15 protein-coding genes and 1 riboswitch are annotated in these 18,291 nt (G+C 69.9%); of the genes, 7 read left to right on the top strand and 8 right to left on the bottom strand.

Annotation, left to right across the window (positions count from 1 at the left end):
* The first annotated feature begins 68 nt into the window (after positions 1–68).
* A complete protein-coding gene (locus tag LK06_RS12755; RefSeq protein ID WP_039651129.1) occupies positions 69–881 on the top strand; it encodes an HAD family hydrolase in 813 nt (270 codons plus the stop codon).
* Positions 882–1,079: 198 nt separating this feature from the next.
* Here LK06_RS12755 and LK06_RS12750 read toward each other — a convergent pair whose 3' ends face one another.
* Positions 1,080–1,568, bottom strand: coding sequence for a transglycosylase SLT domain-containing protein (locus LK06_RS12750; protein WP_039651131.1), 489 nt, complete (start codon positions 1,566–1,568; stop codon positions 1,080–1,082).
* 3 nt (positions 1,569–1,571) lie between these two features.
* Positions 1,572–1,753, bottom strand: a riboswitch (cyclic di-AMP (ydaO/yuaA leader).
* Between the two features lie 597 nt (positions 1,754–2,350).
* Between LK06_RS12750 and LK06_RS12745 the strand changes: the two genes are divergently transcribed.
* The 5 genes from LK06_RS12745 to LK06_RS12725 all read left to right on the top strand — a co-directional run bounded on the left by LK06_RS12745 (position 2,351) and on the right by LK06_RS12725 (position 7,967).
* Positions 2,351–3,361 (top strand): polyprenyl synthetase family protein, encoded by a 1,011-nt coding sequence (locus LK06_RS12745; RefSeq protein ID WP_039651132.1) that lies wholly within the window; start codon positions 2,351–2,353, stop codon positions 3,359–3,361.
* Between the two features lie 234 nt (positions 3,362–3,595).
* Positions 3,596–4,795: a LolA family protein gene (locus LK06_RS12740; RefSeq protein WP_039651134.1), complete on the top strand. Its 1,200-nt coding sequence runs from the start codon at positions 3,596–3,598 to the stop codon at positions 4,793–4,795.
* A gap of 34 nt (positions 4,796–4,829) precedes the next feature.
* Positions 4,830–5,912: an ABC transporter ATP-binding protein gene (locus LK06_RS12735; RefSeq protein WP_039651136.1), complete on the top strand. Its 1,083-nt coding sequence runs from the start codon at positions 4,830–4,832 to the stop codon at positions 5,910–5,912.
* Positions 5,899–6,783, top strand: a complete 885-nt coding sequence (locus tag LK06_RS12730; protein WP_039651137.1) for an ABC transporter permease — start codon at positions 5,899–5,901, stop codon at positions 6,781–6,783. Before LK06_RS12735 ends, LK06_RS12730 begins: the two co-directional genes overlap by 14 nt.
* A 149-nt stretch (positions 6,784–6,932) precedes the next feature.
* Entirely contained in the window at positions 6,933–7,967 is a 1,035-nt protein-coding gene (locus LK06_RS12725; protein ID WP_174673856.1) for a hypothetical protein, read from the top strand.
* 443 nt (positions 7,968–8,410) lie between these two features.
* Here the strand turns inward: LK06_RS12725 and rarD are convergent, their stop codons facing one another.
* Positions 8,411–9,436, bottom strand: coding sequence for an EamA family transporter RarD (gene rarD / locus LK06_RS12720; protein ID WP_078858684.1), 1,026 nt, complete (start codon positions 9,434–9,436; stop codon positions 8,411–8,413).
* 140 nt (positions 9,437–9,576) lie between these two features.
* Positions 9,577–10,431, bottom strand: a complete 855-nt coding sequence (locus LK06_RS12715; protein ID WP_043431930.1) for an SDR family oxidoreductase — start codon at positions 10,429–10,431, stop codon at positions 9,577–9,579.
* A gap of 102 nt (positions 10,432–10,533) precedes the next feature.
* Between LK06_RS12715 and LK06_RS12710 the strand changes: the two genes are divergently transcribed.
* Entirely contained in the window at positions 10,534–10,941 is a 408-nt protein-coding gene (locus tag LK06_RS12710) for a winged helix-turn-helix transcriptional regulator (RefSeq protein ID WP_039651141.1), read from the top strand.
* A 16-nt stretch (positions 10,942–10,957) separates the two neighbouring features.
* On the opposite strand, the gene LK06_RS12705 is transcribed toward LK06_RS12710, so the two are convergent.
* The 5 genes from LK06_RS12705 to LK06_RS12685 all read right to left on the bottom strand — a co-directional run bounded on the left by LK06_RS12705 (position 10,958) and on the right by LK06_RS12685 (position 18,185).
* A complete protein-coding gene (locus LK06_RS12705; RefSeq protein WP_039651143.1) occupies positions 10,958–12,019 on the bottom strand; it encodes a 2-oxoacid:ferredoxin oxidoreductase subunit beta in 1,062 nt (353 codons plus the stop codon).
* Entirely contained in the window at positions 12,012–13,979 is a 1,968-nt protein-coding gene (locus LK06_RS12700; protein WP_039651144.1) for a 2-oxoacid:acceptor oxidoreductase subunit alpha, read from the bottom strand. The genes LK06_RS12705 and LK06_RS12700 overlap by 8 nt, the downstream gene beginning before the upstream one ends.
* A gap of 411 nt (positions 13,980–14,390) precedes the next feature.
* Positions 14,391–15,059, bottom strand: a complete 669-nt coding sequence (locus LK06_RS12695) for a response regulator transcription factor (RefSeq protein ID WP_078858689.1) — start codon at positions 15,057–15,059, stop codon at positions 14,391–14,393.
* Positions 15,060–15,251: 192 nt separating this feature from the next.
* Entirely contained in the window at positions 15,252–16,631 is a 1,380-nt protein-coding gene (locus LK06_RS12690) for a sensor histidine kinase (RefSeq protein ID WP_086083315.1), read from the bottom strand.
* Between the two features lie 354 nt (positions 16,632–16,985).
* Positions 16,986–18,185 (bottom strand): sensor histidine kinase, encoded by a 1,200-nt coding sequence (locus tag LK06_RS12685; protein ID WP_086083313.1) that lies wholly within the window; start codon positions 18,183–18,185, stop codon positions 16,986–16,988.
* Positions 18,186–18,291: the final 106 nt, after the last annotated feature.

The raw sequence follows: 18,291 nt of genomic DNA, 5'->3' as shown, positions 1-18,291 counted from the left end.
CGAGCAGTGCGTAAGTGCGCGGCAGAACAGTGAAGTCGGCGGGGCTGCGGTGTCCGTATTCTCTGATCATGGCACCCACCCCCGCATATGCACTGATCGCGACCGACCTGGACGGGACGCTGCTGCGCGGCGACGACACCGTCTCCGACCGGTCTCTCGCCGCGCTCGCCCGGGTGGCGCGGGCCGGAGCCCGGCACCTCGTCGTGACGGGCCGCCCGGCCCCGCGGGTGCGGTCGTTGCTGGCCCAACTCAGCTGCGCGGGCCTCGCGGTGTGCGGGCAGGGGGCCCAGGTCTACGACGCCGGAAACGACTGCCTGCTGTGGTCGGTCCGGCTGGACCGCGAGCTGGCCGAGACGGCGCTCGGCAAGATCGAGGCCGAAGTGGGGCAGGTGTTCGCGGCCGTCGACCAGGACGGTGTGGACGGGCTCACGCTCATCGAACCCGGATATCGGATGCCCCACCCGACCCTGCCCGCGGTGCGGGTCGGACGCCGCGACGACCTGTGGTGCGAACCCATCAGCAAGGTGCTGCTGCGCCATGCCACCTTGTCCGATGACGAGTTGGCGGCCGTGGCGTGCGCGGTGGTGGGCTCGCTGGCGACGGTCACCATGTCGGGGCCGGGAACCGTGGAACTCCAGCCGCGCGGGGTGACCAAGGCGACCGGGCTGGCGCTGGCCGCCGAGCATCTCGGCACTGGTCCCGAACGGGCCTTGGCCTTCGGTGACATGCCCAACGACATCCCGATGTTCGACTGGGCCGCGCACGGGATCGCCATGGCCAACGCCCATCCCGAACTGAAGGCCGTGGCCGACGAGACCACCTCGTCGAACGAGGACGACGGCGTCGCCGTCGTCCTCGAAAGACTCTTCCTCGCCGGCTGAACCAGCTGAACCAGCTGACCGGCTGGCTGGCGCATCAGCGCGACGCTGTCCGACGGGAAGCCGGTGCGCACCGGGTCGTCAGGTGCCGGTGCGCACCGGTCCGTCAGCGGTGGGGCGCCGGTCCGTCAGTGGTGGGGCGCCGGTGGGGCAACGGGGGTGTGCCGGTGGGGCAGCGGCGACGCGCCGCTCTGCCGGCTGTCAGTACGCGCCGTACACGTTGTCGATCGACCCGTACCGCGCGGCCGCGTAGTTGCAGGCGGCGGTGATGTTGGCGACCGGGTCGTAGGGGTCGAACGAGGTGCCGGCCACGTGGTACGCGGCGAAGGTCGGGTCGATGACCTGGAGCAGGCCCTTGGACGGGGTACCCGCGGCGGCGTTGGAGTCCCAGAGGTTGATGGCGCGGGGGTTGCCCGAGGACTCCCGCATGATGTTGCGGTAGATGCCGTTGTAGGTGCCCGGGATGCCCTTCTGGGCCATGATCGCGAGGGACTCACGGATCCAGCCGTCGAGGTTGTTCGGGTACCCGGCGATGGTGGTGGCCGCCGCCGTGGCAGGACCGGTGGCCGCGGAGGCGGACGTGGCGCCGATGAGCGGCACCGCGAGGACGGCGGCGCTGGTGCCGAGCACGGCGAGGGTGCGGACGAGCCGGTTGTTCCGGGAACGGCGGTACTGAGCGGCAGCAGGCATGGGGAAGTTCCTCTCCGACGCCTGCGAGGTGAGCTGTCGGGTTCGGGCGGGGAGGTGCCCGGCCGTGCCCTGGAGGAGGCACGGCTTCACCCCTAGCCGTTCCGGTGCGGCATGTGCCGTCCGGTCAGGCGACTTACCTGGGTCCCCCGCTCCTGCCGTACGAATGAGTTCGTCGATGGGTTACGCGGGCGGCGGCAGGATTCGGCGTCCGCCCGACGGCCGGGAACGTATGCGAGGGCACATGTCGGGAACAAGTGCCGGATTCACACAACGCACTATTTGACCTTGGTCTGCGCGTTATGGGGTGCTTGATCCTTTTCGGCCGTCTGCCCCCAACTCGCCGACGGGTAGAGGGAGAAGGGGCGTCGGCGGCCGGAGTGGGACGATGATGGTGCGTGACTCAACTCACGAAATGGCAAAGTGCAGCAAATCAGACAAGGGGTATTCAGGGTATTCGGGGTGTTCGGGGTATTCGTACCGGATCCGGATCCGGATCCGGGTGAGGGTGGGGTCTGTGATGTGAGGCTCTGGTGGCGGTGTGGGCGTTACTCCACTTATCACACATTTCGCGACAAAGTGAATGTATTGCCGCTAAGTCAACGAATGTCCGTTCTTATCAACCGATCAAAACCATAGCGATCATGATCCAATACCGCCCGGGCTGGACCGGTGGGCGCTATCGGTGATCGAAACCGGACCGGATACGCTGACTTGAGTGAGGGCAGCGACCTATCGACAAACCGTGTAATCGCCAGCAGGCACCAGCAGACAGGAGACCTCTCGTGACCGTCGTCGGGCCGTTCGGGCTGAACGTGCGGGACCAGGCGCTGGAAGCCGATGTCCAGGCCGGATTGGTGGCTGTCGAAGAAGGCTTGCTCGAAGCCACCAAGAGCGAGGTCCCTTTCATCACCGAGGCCGCACAGCACCTCGTGCGGGCCGGCGGGAAGCGGTTCAGGCCGCTGCTCGTCATGCTCGCGGCGCGATTCGGTGACCCGTCCGCGCCGGGCGTGGTGCCGTCCGCGGTCGTCGTGGAGCTGACCCACCTCGCCACGCTCTACCACGACGACGTCATGGACGAAGCGGCCGTGCGACGTGGCGTGGACAGTGTCAACACCCGCTGGGACAACTCCGTCGCGGTCCTCACCGGTGACTTCCTCTTTGCTCGCGCTTCCCAGATCCTCGCCGACCTGGGCCCGGAGGCCGTCCGGGTGCAGGCGCTCGCCTTCGAACGGCTGGTCACCGGTCAGATCCTGGAGACCGCAGGTCCCGTGGACGGCCGCGACCCGGTCGAGCACTACCTGGAGGTGCTCAGCGGCAAGACGGGCGCGCTGGTGGCGGTGTCCTGCCGGTTCGGCGCCATGATGTCCGGCGCCGACGAGCAGGTCGTCGACGTGCTCACCCAGTACGGCGAACGTCTTGGGGTCGCCTTCCAGCTCGCGGACGACGTCCTGGACATCGCCTCCGACTCCCACGAGTCCGGCAAGACCCCCGGCACCGACCTGCGGGAGGGTATCCCGACGCTGCCCGTGCTCCACCTGCGCGAGCAGGCGGCCCGGCTGGGGCTGCCCGAGGACGTCGCCTTGTGCGAACTGCTGGACTCCGACCTCAGCGACGACACCCGGCACTCCGAGGCGCTGGCCGCGCTGCGCGCGCACCCCGCGCTGGAACAGGCCCGCCGGGACACCGTCCGGTACGCGGAGGAGGCGCGGGCCGCCCTGGCGCCGCTGCCGGACTGCGACGCCAAGGCGGCGCTGACGGAGCTGTGCGACGCGGTGGTGCACCGCGCCGGCTGATGGCCCGCGCGGGACGGTGCCGTGCACGACCCCTACGGGACCCCGAGCCGCCACACCTGCGTGTCATACCGCAGGCGTAGACGGAGTTGCCTCCGAGGACTGACGCTTCCTCACGGCCGGTCTGGTCAGATGGAGACCAGGGACATCACCACTCCTCACCGATTCGGGTGAGAATGGCGGCTCAGGTGGACCAGCGTGAGGACGGCCGCCGCCGACAACGGAGGTAAGGCACACATGGCACCGTACGATTCCGACGAAACAGCGGTCGCCGCGAGGGACGAGCACTCGGGCTCCGGTCGGCGCAAGGCCGCCCGGTACGCCGTCCCCGTGGCGGTGGTGGGGGTGGCAGCGGCCACGATCGGACTGGTCCCGGCGCTCGCCGACTCCGGTGACCCCAACCTGCCGAAGATCACCGCGCAGCAGCTCATCGAGAAGATCGCCAAGTCGGACGTCCAGCAGTTGTCCGGCACCGTGAAGATCAACACCGACCTGGGCCTGCCCAACCTCGGAGGCCTGGAGAACAGCATCGCCTCCCGGGTGGCCAAGGGCTCCGGTGACGGCTCCTCTGCCGACCCGCAGTCCAAATTCACCGAACTGCTCTCCGGCACGCACACCCTGCGCGTCGCCGCCGACGGCCCGGACCGGCAGAAGGTGTCACTGCTGGAGCAAGGCGCCGAGTACAGCCTCATCCACGACGGCAAGGACGTGTGGGGCTACGACAGCAAGAGCAACGAGGTCTACCACGGCACCGCGGCCGACTCCGGCAAGCACCACAGGGCCGAGCCCCCCGCCACGCCCAAGGACTTCGCCGACAAGGCGCTGAAGTCGGTGGACGACACCACCTCCGTCACGGTCGACGGCACCGAGCGGATCGCCGGCCGCGATGCCTACCGGCTGCTGATCCGGCCCAAGCAGTCCGGCACCACGGTCGGCGCGATCAGCATCGTCGTGGACGCGAAGACGGGTCTGCCGCTGAAGTTCACGTTGACCCCGAAGAGCGGGGGCGCCGCGGTCGTCGACGCGGGCTTCACCCAGGTCTCCTTCGCCGAGCCGGCCTCCTCCACCTTCGACTTCACCCCACCCGAGGGGGCGAAGGTCACGCAGGAGAAGCAGCGGACCCAGGCACCCCGGCACGAGCGCGGCTCCGGCCGCGAACTGGCCGAGGGCGCCCCGGGGGCCGACGTCCTCGGCAAGGGCTGGACGTCCATCGCCACCTTCGACACCGGTGCCAAGGGAGGCCTGCCGGCCGGCTCCCGGGGCGGTGACCTCGGCGGCTTCCTCGGTTCGCTCGGCGATCCGGTGTCCGGCAAGTTCGGCAAGGGCACTGTCCTCACCACCCGCCTGGTCAACGCGCTGATCACCGACGACGGCAAGGTCTACGCCGGCGCGGTGACCAAGGGCGCCCTGGTGAAGGCGGCCGACGCGGGGAAGTAACCCTTCCCGAGCACGATGAGTCGAGGGGGAGCCGATGGACGCACCGTCCGCCACGGACCGGGAGGGCCCCGGTGGGGAACGCGCCGGCGGGGAGAGGCCGGACAGGGGAGCACCGCGCCCGGAGGCACGGCACCCGGAGGGACCGGGTGCCGAGAGTGCACCGGAGCGCGTCCCGGGACAGACGCAGACGAGCGTCATCGCCACGCGCGGCCTCACCAAGCGCTACCACGGCGGACAACTTGCCGTCGACGGTCTCAACCTGACCGTCCCGGCGGGCAGCGTCTTCGGTTTCCTCGGCCCGAACGGCTCGGGCAAGACCACCACCATCCGCATGCTCATGGGCCTGATCGAGCCGACCGCGGGCACGGTCCGGGTGCTCGGCCTACCCATGCCCCGGGCTGTCCGCACCGTCCTCCCGCAGGTCGGCGCGCTCATCGAAGGCCCAGCGCTGTACGGCTTCCTCTCCGGCCGCGACAACCTGCTGCGCTACGACACCGCCGACCCCACCGCAGACCCACGCACCCGGCGCGCGCGCGTGGCCGCGGCACTGGACCGGGTGGGCCTGACCGCCGCCGCGGGCAAGAGGGCCAAGGCCTACTCGCTCGGCATGAAACAACGCCTGGGGCTGGCCACCGCACTGCTCCAGCCGCGCAGGCTGCTCGTCCTGGACGAGCCGACCAACGGCCTCGACCCGCAGGGGATGCGCGAGATCCGCAGTTTGATCAGGGAACTGGCCGCCGACGGCACGACCGTCTTCCTCTCCTCCCACCTCCTCGACGAGATCGAACAGGTCTGTACCCACGCGGCGGTGATGGCTCATGGCCGGCTCGTCATCCAGGGCGCGGTGGCCGACCTGGCGGCCGGGGCGCGCGGCCGGCTGGTGGTGACCACCCCGGACGCGGCCGAGGCGACCCGGGTGCTCAAGGAGCAGGGCGTCGGGGACGTCACTGCCGACGGCGACCGGGTCACCGGTGAACCGCCCGCGCGGGACCTCGCCGAGGTCACTGCGGCCCTGGTCACGGCGGGCGTCCGGGTCCGGGGCCTTACGCTCGAACGAGCGTCGCTGGAAGACACGTTCGTGGCACTGACGGGGGAGGGATTCGATGTCGCGGGATGAGGCCGTCGGTTCGGCCGGGGCGCGGCGTCCGAGTCCCCTGTGGACCTTCGGGCTGCTGCGCAGCGAACTGGTCATCACCGTCGGCCGCTGGCGCACCCTCGCCCTGCTCGGGGTGCTGGCCGCGGTGCCGGTACTGGTCGGGATCGCGGTGAGGACCGAGACGCGGGGCGGCCCGGGAGCGGGTCGGGGCGGTGGCGCGGGCCCGGCGTTCATCGCGCAGATCACCAACAACGGCCTCTTCCTGGTGTTCACGGCGCTGGCCGCGACCCTGCCGTTCTTCCTCCCGATGGCCGTCGGTGTCGTCGCCGGCGATGCGATCGCGGGCGAGGCGAGTGCGGGCACCCTGCGCTATCTGCTGGTCGCCCCGGCCGGCCGCACCCGTCTGCTGCTCACCAAGTACGCGACCGTGATGGCCTTCTGCGTGCTGGCCACCCTGGTCGTCGCCGTTTCCGCGCTGATCGTCGGCGCGCTGCTCTTCCCGCTCGGCGATCTGACGACCATTTCCGGCACCCGGATCAGCTTCGCCGAAGGGCTGGGGCGGGCCCTGCTGATCGCCCTGGTCGTGGCCGTCTCACTGGTCGGCGTGGCGGCCCTCGGCCTGTTCGTGTCGACCCTCACCCAGAGTGGCATCGCGGCGATGGCGACCACCGTGGGGCTGCTCATCACCGTCCAGATCCTCGATCAGATACCCCAGCTGCACGCGATCCAGCCGTACCTCTTCTCGCACTACTGGCTGTCCTTCGCCGACCTGATGCGCGACCCCGTCTACTGGGACGGCCTGGTCCGGAACCTCGGTCTCCAGGCGCTGTACGCGGGTGTGTTCGGCTCGGCGGCCTGGGCACGGTTCACGACGAAGGACATCAGTGCGTAGGCCCTTTCCGCGCCGCACCGGTGTGCCCCACGGTGTGGCTGGTGCGAGGCTGTGACGTCGCGGTGACGCGGATGGCGGCCGGAGCCGACAGACTGGTCGGCAGGTCGTGGAGCACCGGATCGTGACGCCGGGGGAATGAGGGGAAACCGATGTCTCGACTCAGCTTTGAGAAGCAGCGGGCGCAACGGCCCGCAGCGCATCTGGAGGAAGTCCCCGTCCGGGTGTTCGGCGCGGGAGGCGCGTCGGTGGGCGGGGTGTCCGTTGTGGCGGCGCCGGGCGAGGAGATCCAGCAGGCCGTCTTGAACCACCTCCAGCGCCTGGCCATCAGCCTCGGTGCCCCCATACGCACCACCATCCACGACGACCGCGCGGGCTGGGTCGTGTCCCTGGAGGTCTCGGCGAACGGCTCCAGCCGGGTGCTGGGACAGCCGGTGCGGGTGACTGCGGTACCGGAGGAGCCGGTCACCGTGGAGCCGGCTGTCCTGGCGGGGCCGAGTGCTGCGGGTGCGGTTCTCCCGGCGGGGCCCAGCACGTCGGGTGCGGCGCACCCGTTCACTCCTGCACCGGCCATCGACCTGCCGGTGAGCCGCGTCGACGTGCCGCCGACCGGGACCGAAGCAGGGCTCCACACGACTCCGCCCACCCCCGCCGGGCCCCGGGGTTTCGACGCCGTTGCTGAGGAGGTGCTCGGCGACGGGCCCCTGATCGAGACCGTGGAGGGCGCCGATCTACTGACCGAGCCGATGAGGCAGATCTGCGAGGCCGTCCGCACCGGCCGCATCGAGGCGGCGGCGGACCTCGCCGACCGCACGGTCACCGGGGCGACCGCAGCGCTGGGCCTCCGTCATCCCGAGGTACTGCACCTGCGTGAACTCGTGGCCTACATCGCCTATCTGGCGGACGACCCGGTCCGGGCCTGCGGGCTGTCCCTGGACCTTGCCCGCCTGCGCCGCCGGGCCTGGGGCGCGGAGGTCGCCCACGGCAATGTGCAGAGCGCGGCGACGGCCTGGCGCGCGGTGCGTGACCCCGAGGAGGGGCTGCGACTGGGCCGCGACCTGATCGATCTGTGGACGGACCTCGCCGCGGAACCCGGCCCCGCCGCCGAGGACCCGCGCCCCCTGGAGTCCGCCCGCGCCCGCATGGTCCGCCTGGCCGACCGGGCGGCGCGGGCCAGGCAGCCGTAACCGGCGGGCCCGGCAGGCCGGCCGGGGCCCGGGTGCCTCAGAGACTTCGCTGACCTGACCAACAGCCCTACTCCACAAACGGATTAAAAAATTCACGCTTGAATTTCACTCCATTCTCATGGAGTTGCCGAGTCGCTCCGCGCTGTACCGGCTGGTGGGAGCGGTCTCCGGAGCCGGCCAAAGTCAACGGAACCCTCCACATCAAGTCCGATATCAAGTTCAAGATCTCTGAGTCGGGGTACGGAAAGCACAAGAATGGGGATCTCACGAACTCCCCGTTCGAGGACCCCACCGGATACGGCTATCTGCAAGCGGCCTACAGTCCTCTTGATCCCGGCGTGGCCTGCTGACCGTTCGCCGGGTCACCGCTCATGGCCGCCGCTTACGGTCGGGGCGGCTGTCGGACGGGCTGGTTGTGCGCCGGCCCCCGCGGCGCGCGCCGGTCATGGCCGGGCGGCTTCGGCGTCCGGCTCGGGTCCGCAGGGCAGGGTCGTCGCCTCCGTCCGCGGCACGGCTCGTACCGCTTCGGTGGCCATGGCGGCGCCCGGCGTGCCGGTCTTGCTCGTGAGGGTGCGGGCCGCGCGGCGCGCAGAGCGCAGCGCGTCGCCCGTGAGCAGGATCAGCGCCAGCCAGACCAGCCCGAATCCGGCCCACCGCTCGGGCGGCATGGCCTCACCGAAGTAGAGGACACCGAGCAGGAACTGGAAGGCGGGGGCCAGGTACTGCAGCAGGCCCAGCGTCGACAGGGGCACCCGAATGGCCGCCGCGCCGAAGCAGACCAGCGGCAGCGCGGTGACGATACCGGTGGAGGCGAGCAGCGCGGCGTGCCCGGTGCCTTCGTTCACGAAGCTGCAGTCGCCGTGCGCGGTGAGCCACAGTAGATAGCCGAGTGCGGGCAGGAACTGGATCGCGGTCTCGGCGGCCAGCGATTCCACACCGCCGAGGCCGACCTTCTTCTTCACCAGGCCGTAGGTGGCGAATGAGAAGGCGAGACAGAGCGAGATCCACGGTGGGCGGCCGTAGCCGACGGCCAGGACGACGACGGCGACGAGGCCGGTGCCGACCGCCACCCACTGCACGGGCCGTAGCCGCTCCTTCAGGATGAGCACGCCCATCGCGATGGTGACCAGCGGGTTGATGAAGTAGCCGAGGGAGGCCTCGACGACATGGCCCGAGTTCACGGACCAGATGTAGACGCCCCAGTTCACGGTGATGACAGCTGCGGCCACCGCGACGAGCCCGAGCCTGCGTGGCTGGCGCAGTAGTTCCCCGGCCCAGCCCCAGCGCCGTACGAAGAGCAGGGCGACGGCCACGAACGCCAGGGACCACACCATGCGGTGGGCGAGGATCTCCACTGCCCCGGCGGGTTTCAGCAGCGGCCAGAACAGGGGGACCAGCCCCCACATGCCATAGGCGGCGAAGCCGTTCAGCAGGCCTATTCGCTGCTCACCCTTGGACATCCCGGCCACGGGCTCCTCCTTATTCGCCGCACCCACGCTCGCCGTGCCACGCACGCGGGAACGAAGGTAGCGCCGAGCACCCCCGCGTGTCATGCCCGTATCGCCATACGGTCATGACACGCCGGGGTGGGATGCCGGTCGGAGCGGGCTCAGTCCTTGAGGGCGACCGTGACGGCCTCCGTCAGCGGCGTGGACGGGCGGCCGATCAGGCGGGCCAGGTCGCCGGAGGAGACCACCAGTTCGCCCTTTTCGATCGAGGCGTCCACGCCGGCCAGGAGCGCGGCCAACGGGGCGGGCAGGCCGGCGCCGGCCAGGACGCCGGTGAGCGCCTCGACGGACACCGGGTGGTACGCGATCTCCCTGCCGGTCTGCCGGCCCAGTTCGGCGGCGTACTCGGGGAAGCTCCACGCTTCGTCGCCGCCGAGCTCGTAGGTCGTGTTCTCGTGGCCCTCGCCGGTGAGCACCGCGACCGCGGCTGCGGCGTAGTCGGCGCGAGACGCCGAGGAGACGCGGCCGTCCCCGGCGGCCTGGACGACCGCGCCGTGCTCCAGTACCGGGGCCAGGTTCTCGGTGTAGTTCTCGTGGTACCAGCCGTTGCGCAGCAGCGTGTAGGGCAGGCCGGAGGCGAGCAGCGCCTCCTCGGTGGCCCGGTGGTCGTCCGCCAGCGCGGCCGTCAGGGTGCTCGGGGCGCTCGTGTACGCGAGCAGGGCCACACCGGCCGCCTTCGCCGCGTCGATGACGACCCGGTGCTGCTGCACCCGGCCCTTGTCGAACTCGGTGCCGGAGATCAGCAGGACCCGGTCGCCGGCGGCGAACAGCCTGGCGAAGGTGTCCGGCGTGTTGTAGTCGGCGATGGCGAGTCGTACACCGCGGGCCGCGAAGTCGGCGGCCTTCCCTTCGTCGCGAACGACCGCGGTGATCTGCTCCGCCGGAACCTTCTCCAGTAGCTGCTCGACGACGTGACGGCCGAGGTGTCCGGTGGCTCCGGTGACGACGATGCTCATGATGCGGGACTCCTTGGGTGTGGGACCGGGATGCCGTGTGACACTCACCCTAGAGATGGCGCTAACTTTATGAAAGTACCCACTTTGAAGTAAGGTACTGGCATGGAGGTAAGTGTGAAGCGGATCGTGGACGCCGAGGCCCAGTGCCCGTACCGGCTCGTCCTGGAGCACCTCACCAGCCGCTGGGGCGTCCTCGTCCTCATCGAACTGCTGGAGCGCTCCTACCGGTTCAGTGAGCTGCGCCGGGCCGTCAGTGCCTACGGAGGCCGTGGCGTCAGCGAGAAGATGCTCACCCAGACCCTCCAGACCCTGGAGCGTGACGGCCTGGTCCACCGGGATGCCAAGCCGGTCATCCCACCCCGCGTCGACTACTCGCTCACCGGCCTCGGTCGCGAGGCGGCGGAGGAGGTACGCTCCCTCGCCCGGTGGACCCATGACCGCATGGGCCAGGTGGAGACCGCACGCCAGGCATACGACGAGGCCCGGGACGCTCGGTCCCGGGCCTCGTGAAAACGGCGAAGTGGACTCAGCCGACGACCGTCCACGTGTCGCCGCCGGCCAGTAGCGCGGCCAGGTCGCCCTTGCCCTTCTGCTCCACCGCGGTGTCGAGCTGGTCAGCCATCGCCGTGTCGTACACCGGCCGTTCCACCGAGCGGAAGACGCCGATCGGGGTGTGGTGCAGGGTGTCCGGGTCGGCGAGCCGGGAAAGGGCGAAGGCCGTCGTCGGGGAGGCGGACCGCGCATCGTGGACGAGGATGTCCGCCTCGTTCTCCGGAGTCACCGTCACCACGTCCAGATCGCCGGTGATCCGGTCGCGTACGACGCCGCGCGAGCCGTCGGGACCGAAGCGGATCGGCTGCCCGTGCTCAAGGCGGATCAGCGCCTCCTCGGCCCGCTGCTTGTCCTTCAGGGCGTCGAAGGCGCCGTCGTTGAAGATGTTGCAGTTCTGGTAGATCTCGATCAGAGCCGTGCCCGGATGATCGGCCGCGGCACGCAGCACCCCGGTCAGGTGCCTGCGGTCGGAGTCGATCGTGCGCGCCACGAAGGACGCCTCCGCACCGATCGCCAGCGAGACCGGGTTGAACGGCGCGTCCAGTGAGCCCATCGGCGTCGACTTGGTGATCTTGCCGACCTCGGACGTCGGGGAGTACTGGCCCTTGGTCAGGCCGTAGATCCGGTTGTTGAAGAGAAGAATCTTGATGTTGACGTTGCGGCGCAGGGCGTGGATCAGGTGATTGCCGCCGATGGACAGGGCGTCACCGTCACCGGTGACGACCCACACGCTCAGATCCCGCCGGGACGTGGCCAAGCCGGTGGCGATCGCCGGGGCACGGCCGTGGATGGAGTGCATCCCGTAGGTGTTCATGTAGTACGGGAAGCGGGAGGAACAACCGATCCCTGAGACGAAGACGATGTTCTCCCGGGCCACCCCCAGTTCGGGCATGAACCCCTGGACGGCGGCAAGGATGGCGTAGTCACCACAACCGGGGCACCAGCGCACCTCCTGGTCCGACTTGAAGTCCTTCATCGACTGCTTGCTCTCCGCCTTGGGAACCAGCTGCAGCAGTCCGTTGGTGGCGTCAGTCATCAATGGCCTCCTTCAGCGCCGCGGCGAGCTGTTCCGCCTTGAACGGCATGCCGTTGACCTGGTTGTAGGAGTGGGCGTCGACCAGGTACTTCGCCCGGAGCAGGGTGGCGAGCTGCCCGAGGTTCATCTCCGGGACGACCACCTTGTCGTACTGCTTCAGCACACTTCCGAGGTTGCGCGGGAAGGGGTTGAGGTAGCGCAGGTGGGCCTGCGCGATCGACTCGCCTGCCCGGCGCAGCCGCCGCACCGCGGCCGTCACCGGACCGTACGTCGACCCCCAGCCCAACACCAGCGTCTTCGCGCGGTCGGGGCCCTTGCCGCCCGAAGGCGGTTGAGGACTCCGGGAAGGGTCGTCCACCTCGATGTCCGGGACGTCGATGCCGTCGACCTTCGCCTGGCGGGTGCGGACCATGAAGTCGTGGTTGGCCGGGTCGTAGGAGATGTTGCCCGTGCCGTCCTGCTTCTCGATGCCGCCGATGCGGTGCTCCAGACCGGGCGTGCCCGGGATCGCCCACGGCCGGGCGAGGGTCTGCGGGTCCCGCTGGTACGGCCAGAAGACCTCGGTGCCGTCCTCAAGGGTGTGGTTCGGACCTGAGGCGAACTGCACCCGCAGGTCGGGCAGCTCGTCCAGGTCCGGGATCCGCCACGGCTCGGAGCCGTTGGCCAGATAACCGTCGGAGAGCAGGAAGACCGGGGTACGGTACGTCAGCGCGATCCGGGCCGCCTCCAGCGCCGCGTCGAAGCAGTCCGCCGGAGTGCACGGAGCGATCACCGGAACCGGCGCCTCGCCGTTGCGGCCGTACATCGCCTGCAGCAGGTCAGCCTGCTCGGTCTTGGTCGGTAGACCGGTGGACGGGCCGCCGCGCTGGATGTCGACGATCAGCAGCGGCAGTTCCAGAGAGACCGCCAGACCCACCGTCTCGCTCTTCAATGCGATACCGGGACCACTCGTCGTCGTCACCGCCAGCGAGCCGCCGAAGGCCGCGCCCAGTGCCGCGCCGATGCCCGCGATCTCGTCCTCCGCCTGGAAGGTGCGCACGCCGAAGTTCTTGTGCCGGCTCAGCTCGTGCAGGACGTCCGAGGCCGGCGTGATCGGGTACGAGCCCAGGAACAGCGGCAGATCCGCCTGCCGGGAAGCGGTGATCAAACCGTAGGCCAGGGCCAGGTTGCCGGAGATGTTCCGGTAGGTACCGACCGGGAACGCCTTGGCGGCCGGGGCGACCTCGTAGGAGACGGCGAAGTCCTCCGTCGTTTCGCCGAAGTTCCAGCCCGCCCGGAACGCGGCGATGTTGGCCTGTGCGATGTCCGGCTTGTTGGCGAACTTCGACTTCAGGAACTCCTCGGTGCCCTCGGTGGGCCGGTGGTACATCCAGCTCAGCAGGCCCAGGGCGAACATGTTCTTGCTGCGCTCGGCCTCCTTGCGGGACAGGTCGAACCCCTTCAACGCCTCGACGGTGAGCGTGGTCAGGGGCACCGGGTGGAGGCTGTAGCCGTCGAGTGAGCCGTCCTCCAGCGGCGAGTTGTCGTAGCCCACCTTCTGCAGGGCGCGCTTGGTGAACTCATCCGTGTTGACGATGATCTCGGCCCCGCGCGGTAGATCGCCGACGTTCGCCTTCAGCGCGGCCGGGTTCATCGCGACCAGCACGTTCGGGGCGTCGCCCGGGGTGAGGATGTCGTGGTCGGCGAAGTGGAGCTGGAACGAGGAGACGCCGGGCAGGGTGCCGGCGGGGGCGCGGATCTCGGCGGGGAAGTTCGGGAGGGTGGAGAGGTCGTTGCCGAAGGACGCGGTCTCCGAGGTGAACCGGTCACCGGTGAGCTGCATGCCGTCACCCGAGTCCCCCGCGAACCGGATGATCACCCGGTCCAGGCGCTGCACGTCCTTGGCGTCGCCCGGTTTGCGCTGCTCTCCCACGACGGTTCCGTCGGTCTGCTCCGCTGGGCTGCTGACCTGGCTGGTCACTGAACTGGACCTCCTTCGAGGCGGCTGTCCGGGGTTTGGTCGTCCCACGGACCATCCCAGGATCAACCCTACGTCGGTTAGGGTCGCCTTCCCGAGGCCATCCGGGGAACGGACGGCAATTCGGGGCGGCCTGTCGCGCTGGTTTCCCATGATGTCCCGCAGTACCGCTCAAGCGCCGGTCGAGGGACTTCCCGCGCGTCCTCGGTTCCCTCCTTCCGCACCCTTCCGGGTACCCGTCCTGCTGAGAAGACGGCGCACAGGACGCGGGGGTCGGAAGACGGCAGGGTGCGTACCGCGCGACCGGGGAACCCGGATCCTGGATACGGAGGACGGCATGTCGCATGCGGTGCCCGGTGTTCAGGTTGGCTTCAGCAGCCTTGCCCCTCGCACCCGTGCGACGCCGCCGGACGCTCAAGAGTTCAGATACGTGAGGACCGCGAGAACCCGCCGGTGGTCGCCGTCACTCGGAGCCAGACCGAGTTTGAGGAAGATGTTGCCGACGTGCTTCTCCACGGCGCCGTCACTGACCACCAGTTGCCGGGCGATCGCTGAGTTCGTACGTCCCTCGGCCATCAGCCCGAGCACCTCGCGTTCCCGCGGGGTGAGCCCCGCGAGCACGTCCTGCTTGCGGCTGCGGCCGAGCAACTGCGCGACCACTTCCGGGTCCAGCACCGTGCCCCCCTCGGCCACCCGCACCACCGCGTCGACGAACTCCCTCACCTCGGCGACCCGGTCCTTGAGCAGATAACCCACACCCCGGCTGGAACCGGCCAGCAGTTCGGTGGCGTAGCGCTCTTCCACGTACTGTGACAGCACCAGTACCCCGAGTCCCGGGTGCGCCTTGCGTAGCCGTACCGCCGCTCGCACGCCCTCGTCGGTGTGCGTCGGCGGCATGCGTACGTCCGCCACCACCACGTCGGGCAGCGCGTCCTGGGCGTCCAGGTCGGCGATCTTCTCCACCAGCCTGTCCGCGTCCCCGACGCCTGCCACCACGTCGTGCCCTAGGTCGGTCAGCAGCCGGGTCAGGCCCTCCCTGAGCAGCACTGAATCCTCGGCGATGACCACTCGCACCCTGTTCATCACAGTCTTCTGGCCCCCCACAGCCCGATTCTGCGGCGACGTCCTTCCGCGACGTCCATCTGCGGCGTCCGCCCGTACGGAGGTACAGCATTCCAGCATTCGGGCCGTAGTGCCGTCGTGCCCGGAGAACATCACCGGGGCCATGCCGAGCCGGGCGGACCGACCGGGATCGTCGTCCGCTCGGGTCGGCCGTCACACGGAGGTACGCCAGGGGAGTTCCGCGATCACTCGGGTGGGGCCGCCGACCGGCGAGTCGACGACGAGGACGCCGTCGACGGCGTCCAGACGTCCGGCGAGTCCGGCCAGGCCGGAGCCGTGGGAGACGTCCGCGCCACCTCGGCCGTCGTCCCGGACCTGGATCAGCAGGCGGTTCTCCGAGCGCCACACGTCGACGGAGGCGGAGCGGGCGCGGCTGTGTTTGCTGATGTTCTGCAGCAGTTCGGAGACGGTGAAGTAGGCGATGCCCTCGATGGCCGGGGCCGGTCGGGTCGGCAGGTCGACGTCGACCTTCACCGGTACCGTGCAGCGGGAGGCGACCGAGGACAGGGCCGCGTCCAGGCCGCGGTCGGTCAGTACCGCGGGGTGGATCCCGCGGGCGAGATCGCGCAGTTCCTGAAGGGCCAGCTTCACCTCGCCGTGCGCCTCCTCCACCATCGCCGCCGCGGAGTCGGGGTCCTCCAGCAGCTTCTCCTTGGCCAGACCGAGTCCCATGGCCAGGCTGACCAGCCGGGCCTGTGCCCCGTCGTGCAAGTCCCGCTCGATCCGGCGTAGATCGGCCGCCGCGGTGTCGACCACGATCCCGCGGTCCGACTCCAGCTCCACCACACGTACCGAGAGCAGTGACGGCCCGAGTAGTCCCCGTACCAGCAGCCCGTCCACGGTCGTCAGCGCCCGTACGAGCCATGGTGTGGTCAACGTGAACAGCAGTCCGGCCAGGCCGGCCAGGGCGATCTCGAACGGGTTGTCGAGATAGATGCTGTGGTGTCCGTCCCCGTACAACTGCAGACCGCTCTGTCCGACGTACATCGGGAACACCCAGAACCACAGGGGGTAGGTCAGCAGTGTCCAGCCCAGGGACCAGAAGCTCACCGCCACCGAGAAGGAGAACACCGCCCACGGAAACTGCACCAGCGTGTACAGCATGTTCCGCCAGGATGCGCCGCTCTTGAGGACCGCGCCCATCCAGGTCAGCGCGCCCGGCTGACGTATCCGTAGCGGCTCCGGGGCTGCCACGTCCAGCCGGAGCAGTCCGCGAGCCCGTGCCCGCTCCAGCGCGCCGAAGCCCCGACAGCCAGCGAGCGCCGCCGCCAGCACCGGGACACCGATGAAGGTCACCAGCAGGCCCGCGCCCAGCGACACCATCGTCACTGACCAGGTGAACAGGAGGACGGAGACCGGAAGGCTCAACAGGACGTAGCCGAACTCGCGCCAACTGCGCGGCTCGAACGGCGCCCGCAGCACGGCGGGCAGCGCGTGACCAGTCCCGGTCGCCCGCCCGAACCCCTGCTCGTGTCCCCGTCCGTACTCCCCTCGGTACTCCCGTCGGCACTCCTGCCGGTACTCCGTGGCCATTGAATGTCGCCCCGTCCTCGTTGTCTTCGGCTGTCTCAAGCTCAAGCCGTCTCAGCCATCTCAACCGGCACCAGCCGTCTTCGGCTGTCTCCGGCTGCGTCGCGCGCGTCTGGTCGTGCCCGGCCGTTTCCCCACTGTTCGAACAGCGATCCGGCCGAGTCCCCAGGGTCGTCCGTCACGCCTGGCCGAGCCATGGAGGCCGTCGGCGTCTTGGACCGGGGGTTTCCCCCACCCCCACGGCTCGCGAGGGAGGAGGGCTTCGGACACCCGGAGCCGGGCAACCCCGTGTTCCTCGGGGCGGGGCGGTTGTTCTCGCTCCCCAGAGGGTGCGGTCAGGTGCCCCGGAGGGTGCTGCTACGCCTCCCGGTCCCGCCACGGCAGCTCCGCGGTGACCACCGTCGGGCCGCCGACCGGCGAGTCGACCACGAACAGACCGTCCACCGCGCCCAGCCGCTCCGCCAGTCCGCGCATCCCGCTTCCTGCGTCCAGCTGGGCGCCACCTCGGCCGTCGTCCCGGACCTGGATCAGCAGGCGGTTCTCCGAGCGCCACACGTCGACGGAGGCGGAGCGGGCGCGGCTGTGTTTGCTGATGTTCTGCAGCAGTTCGGAGACGGTGAAGTAGGCGATGCCCTCGATGGCCGGGGCCGGTCGGGTCGGCAGGTCGACGTCGACCTTCACCGGTACCGTGCAGCGGGAGGCGACCGAGGACAGGGCCGCGTCCAGGCCGCGGTCGGTCAGTACCGCGGGGTGGATCCCGCGGGCGAGATCGCGCAGTTCCTGAAGGGCCAGCTTCACCTCGCCGTGCGCCTCCTCCACCATCGCCGCCGCGGAGTCGGGGTCCTCCAGCAGCTTCTCCTTGGCCAGACCGAGTCCCATGGCCAGGCTGACCAGCCGGGCCTGTGCCCCGTCGTGCAAGTCCCGCTCGATCCGGCGTAGATCGGCCGCCGCGGTGTCGACCACGATCCCGCGGTCCGACTCCAACTCGGCGATGCGGCGCTCCAGTTCGTCCGAGGGTGACAGCAGCACGCGCACCATCGCCCGGTCGGCGTTCGCGAGCATCCGTGCGAGATACGGCAACACCGGCCACAGCACGAGCAGCGAGGTCAGTACGGTGCAGAACGTGAGGGTGCCCCAGGGGAGCCGGATCACCCCGTAGAGCAGGGTCCGCCAGCCGACCGGGTCCTTCAACGCCATCCACAGCCGCTGAAGCAGCCCTCCGCCCCTGGCGAGCGGCAGCGGCGTCGGCTCCTCCACCCGCACCCCGAGCAGCGCCCGGGACCGAGCTCGTTCCGCCTTCCCCAGCTGCCGGGCACCCAGCAGGGACAGCGCGAGCAACGGAAGCCCGATCACCGTGAGTGCGAGGGCACCCCCGGTGACCAGCGTGACGATCGCGTAGACGGAGCCGAACACCGCCACCGGCAGGTTCAGTAGCAGATGCGCGATCTCCTGCCAGGTGGTCACGTCGTAGGCTGGCCGCGGCGAGGGCAGATGGTCGATGCCGTCGTGCCGAAGGGCACCGTCGACCCGGCCGGGCGTCGAGCTGGGAGCGGTCATGCCGGCAGCCTGCCGTGCCTGGCCCCCTGCGCGCCATGCGGTATCCCGCCCACGGCCGGCGGGGGAAATCCCCACCACGCCCCACCGTCGCTCCGTCCCCGCGTCT

The organism is Streptomyces pluripotens (assembly GCF_000802245.2).
Taxonomy (GTDB): domain Bacteria; phylum Actinomycetota; class Actinomycetes; order Streptomycetales; family Streptomycetaceae; genus Streptomyces; species Streptomyces pluripotens.
Note: the sequence above shows the minus strand (reverse complement) of the source record. Positions and strands in the feature narration are given on the sequence as shown.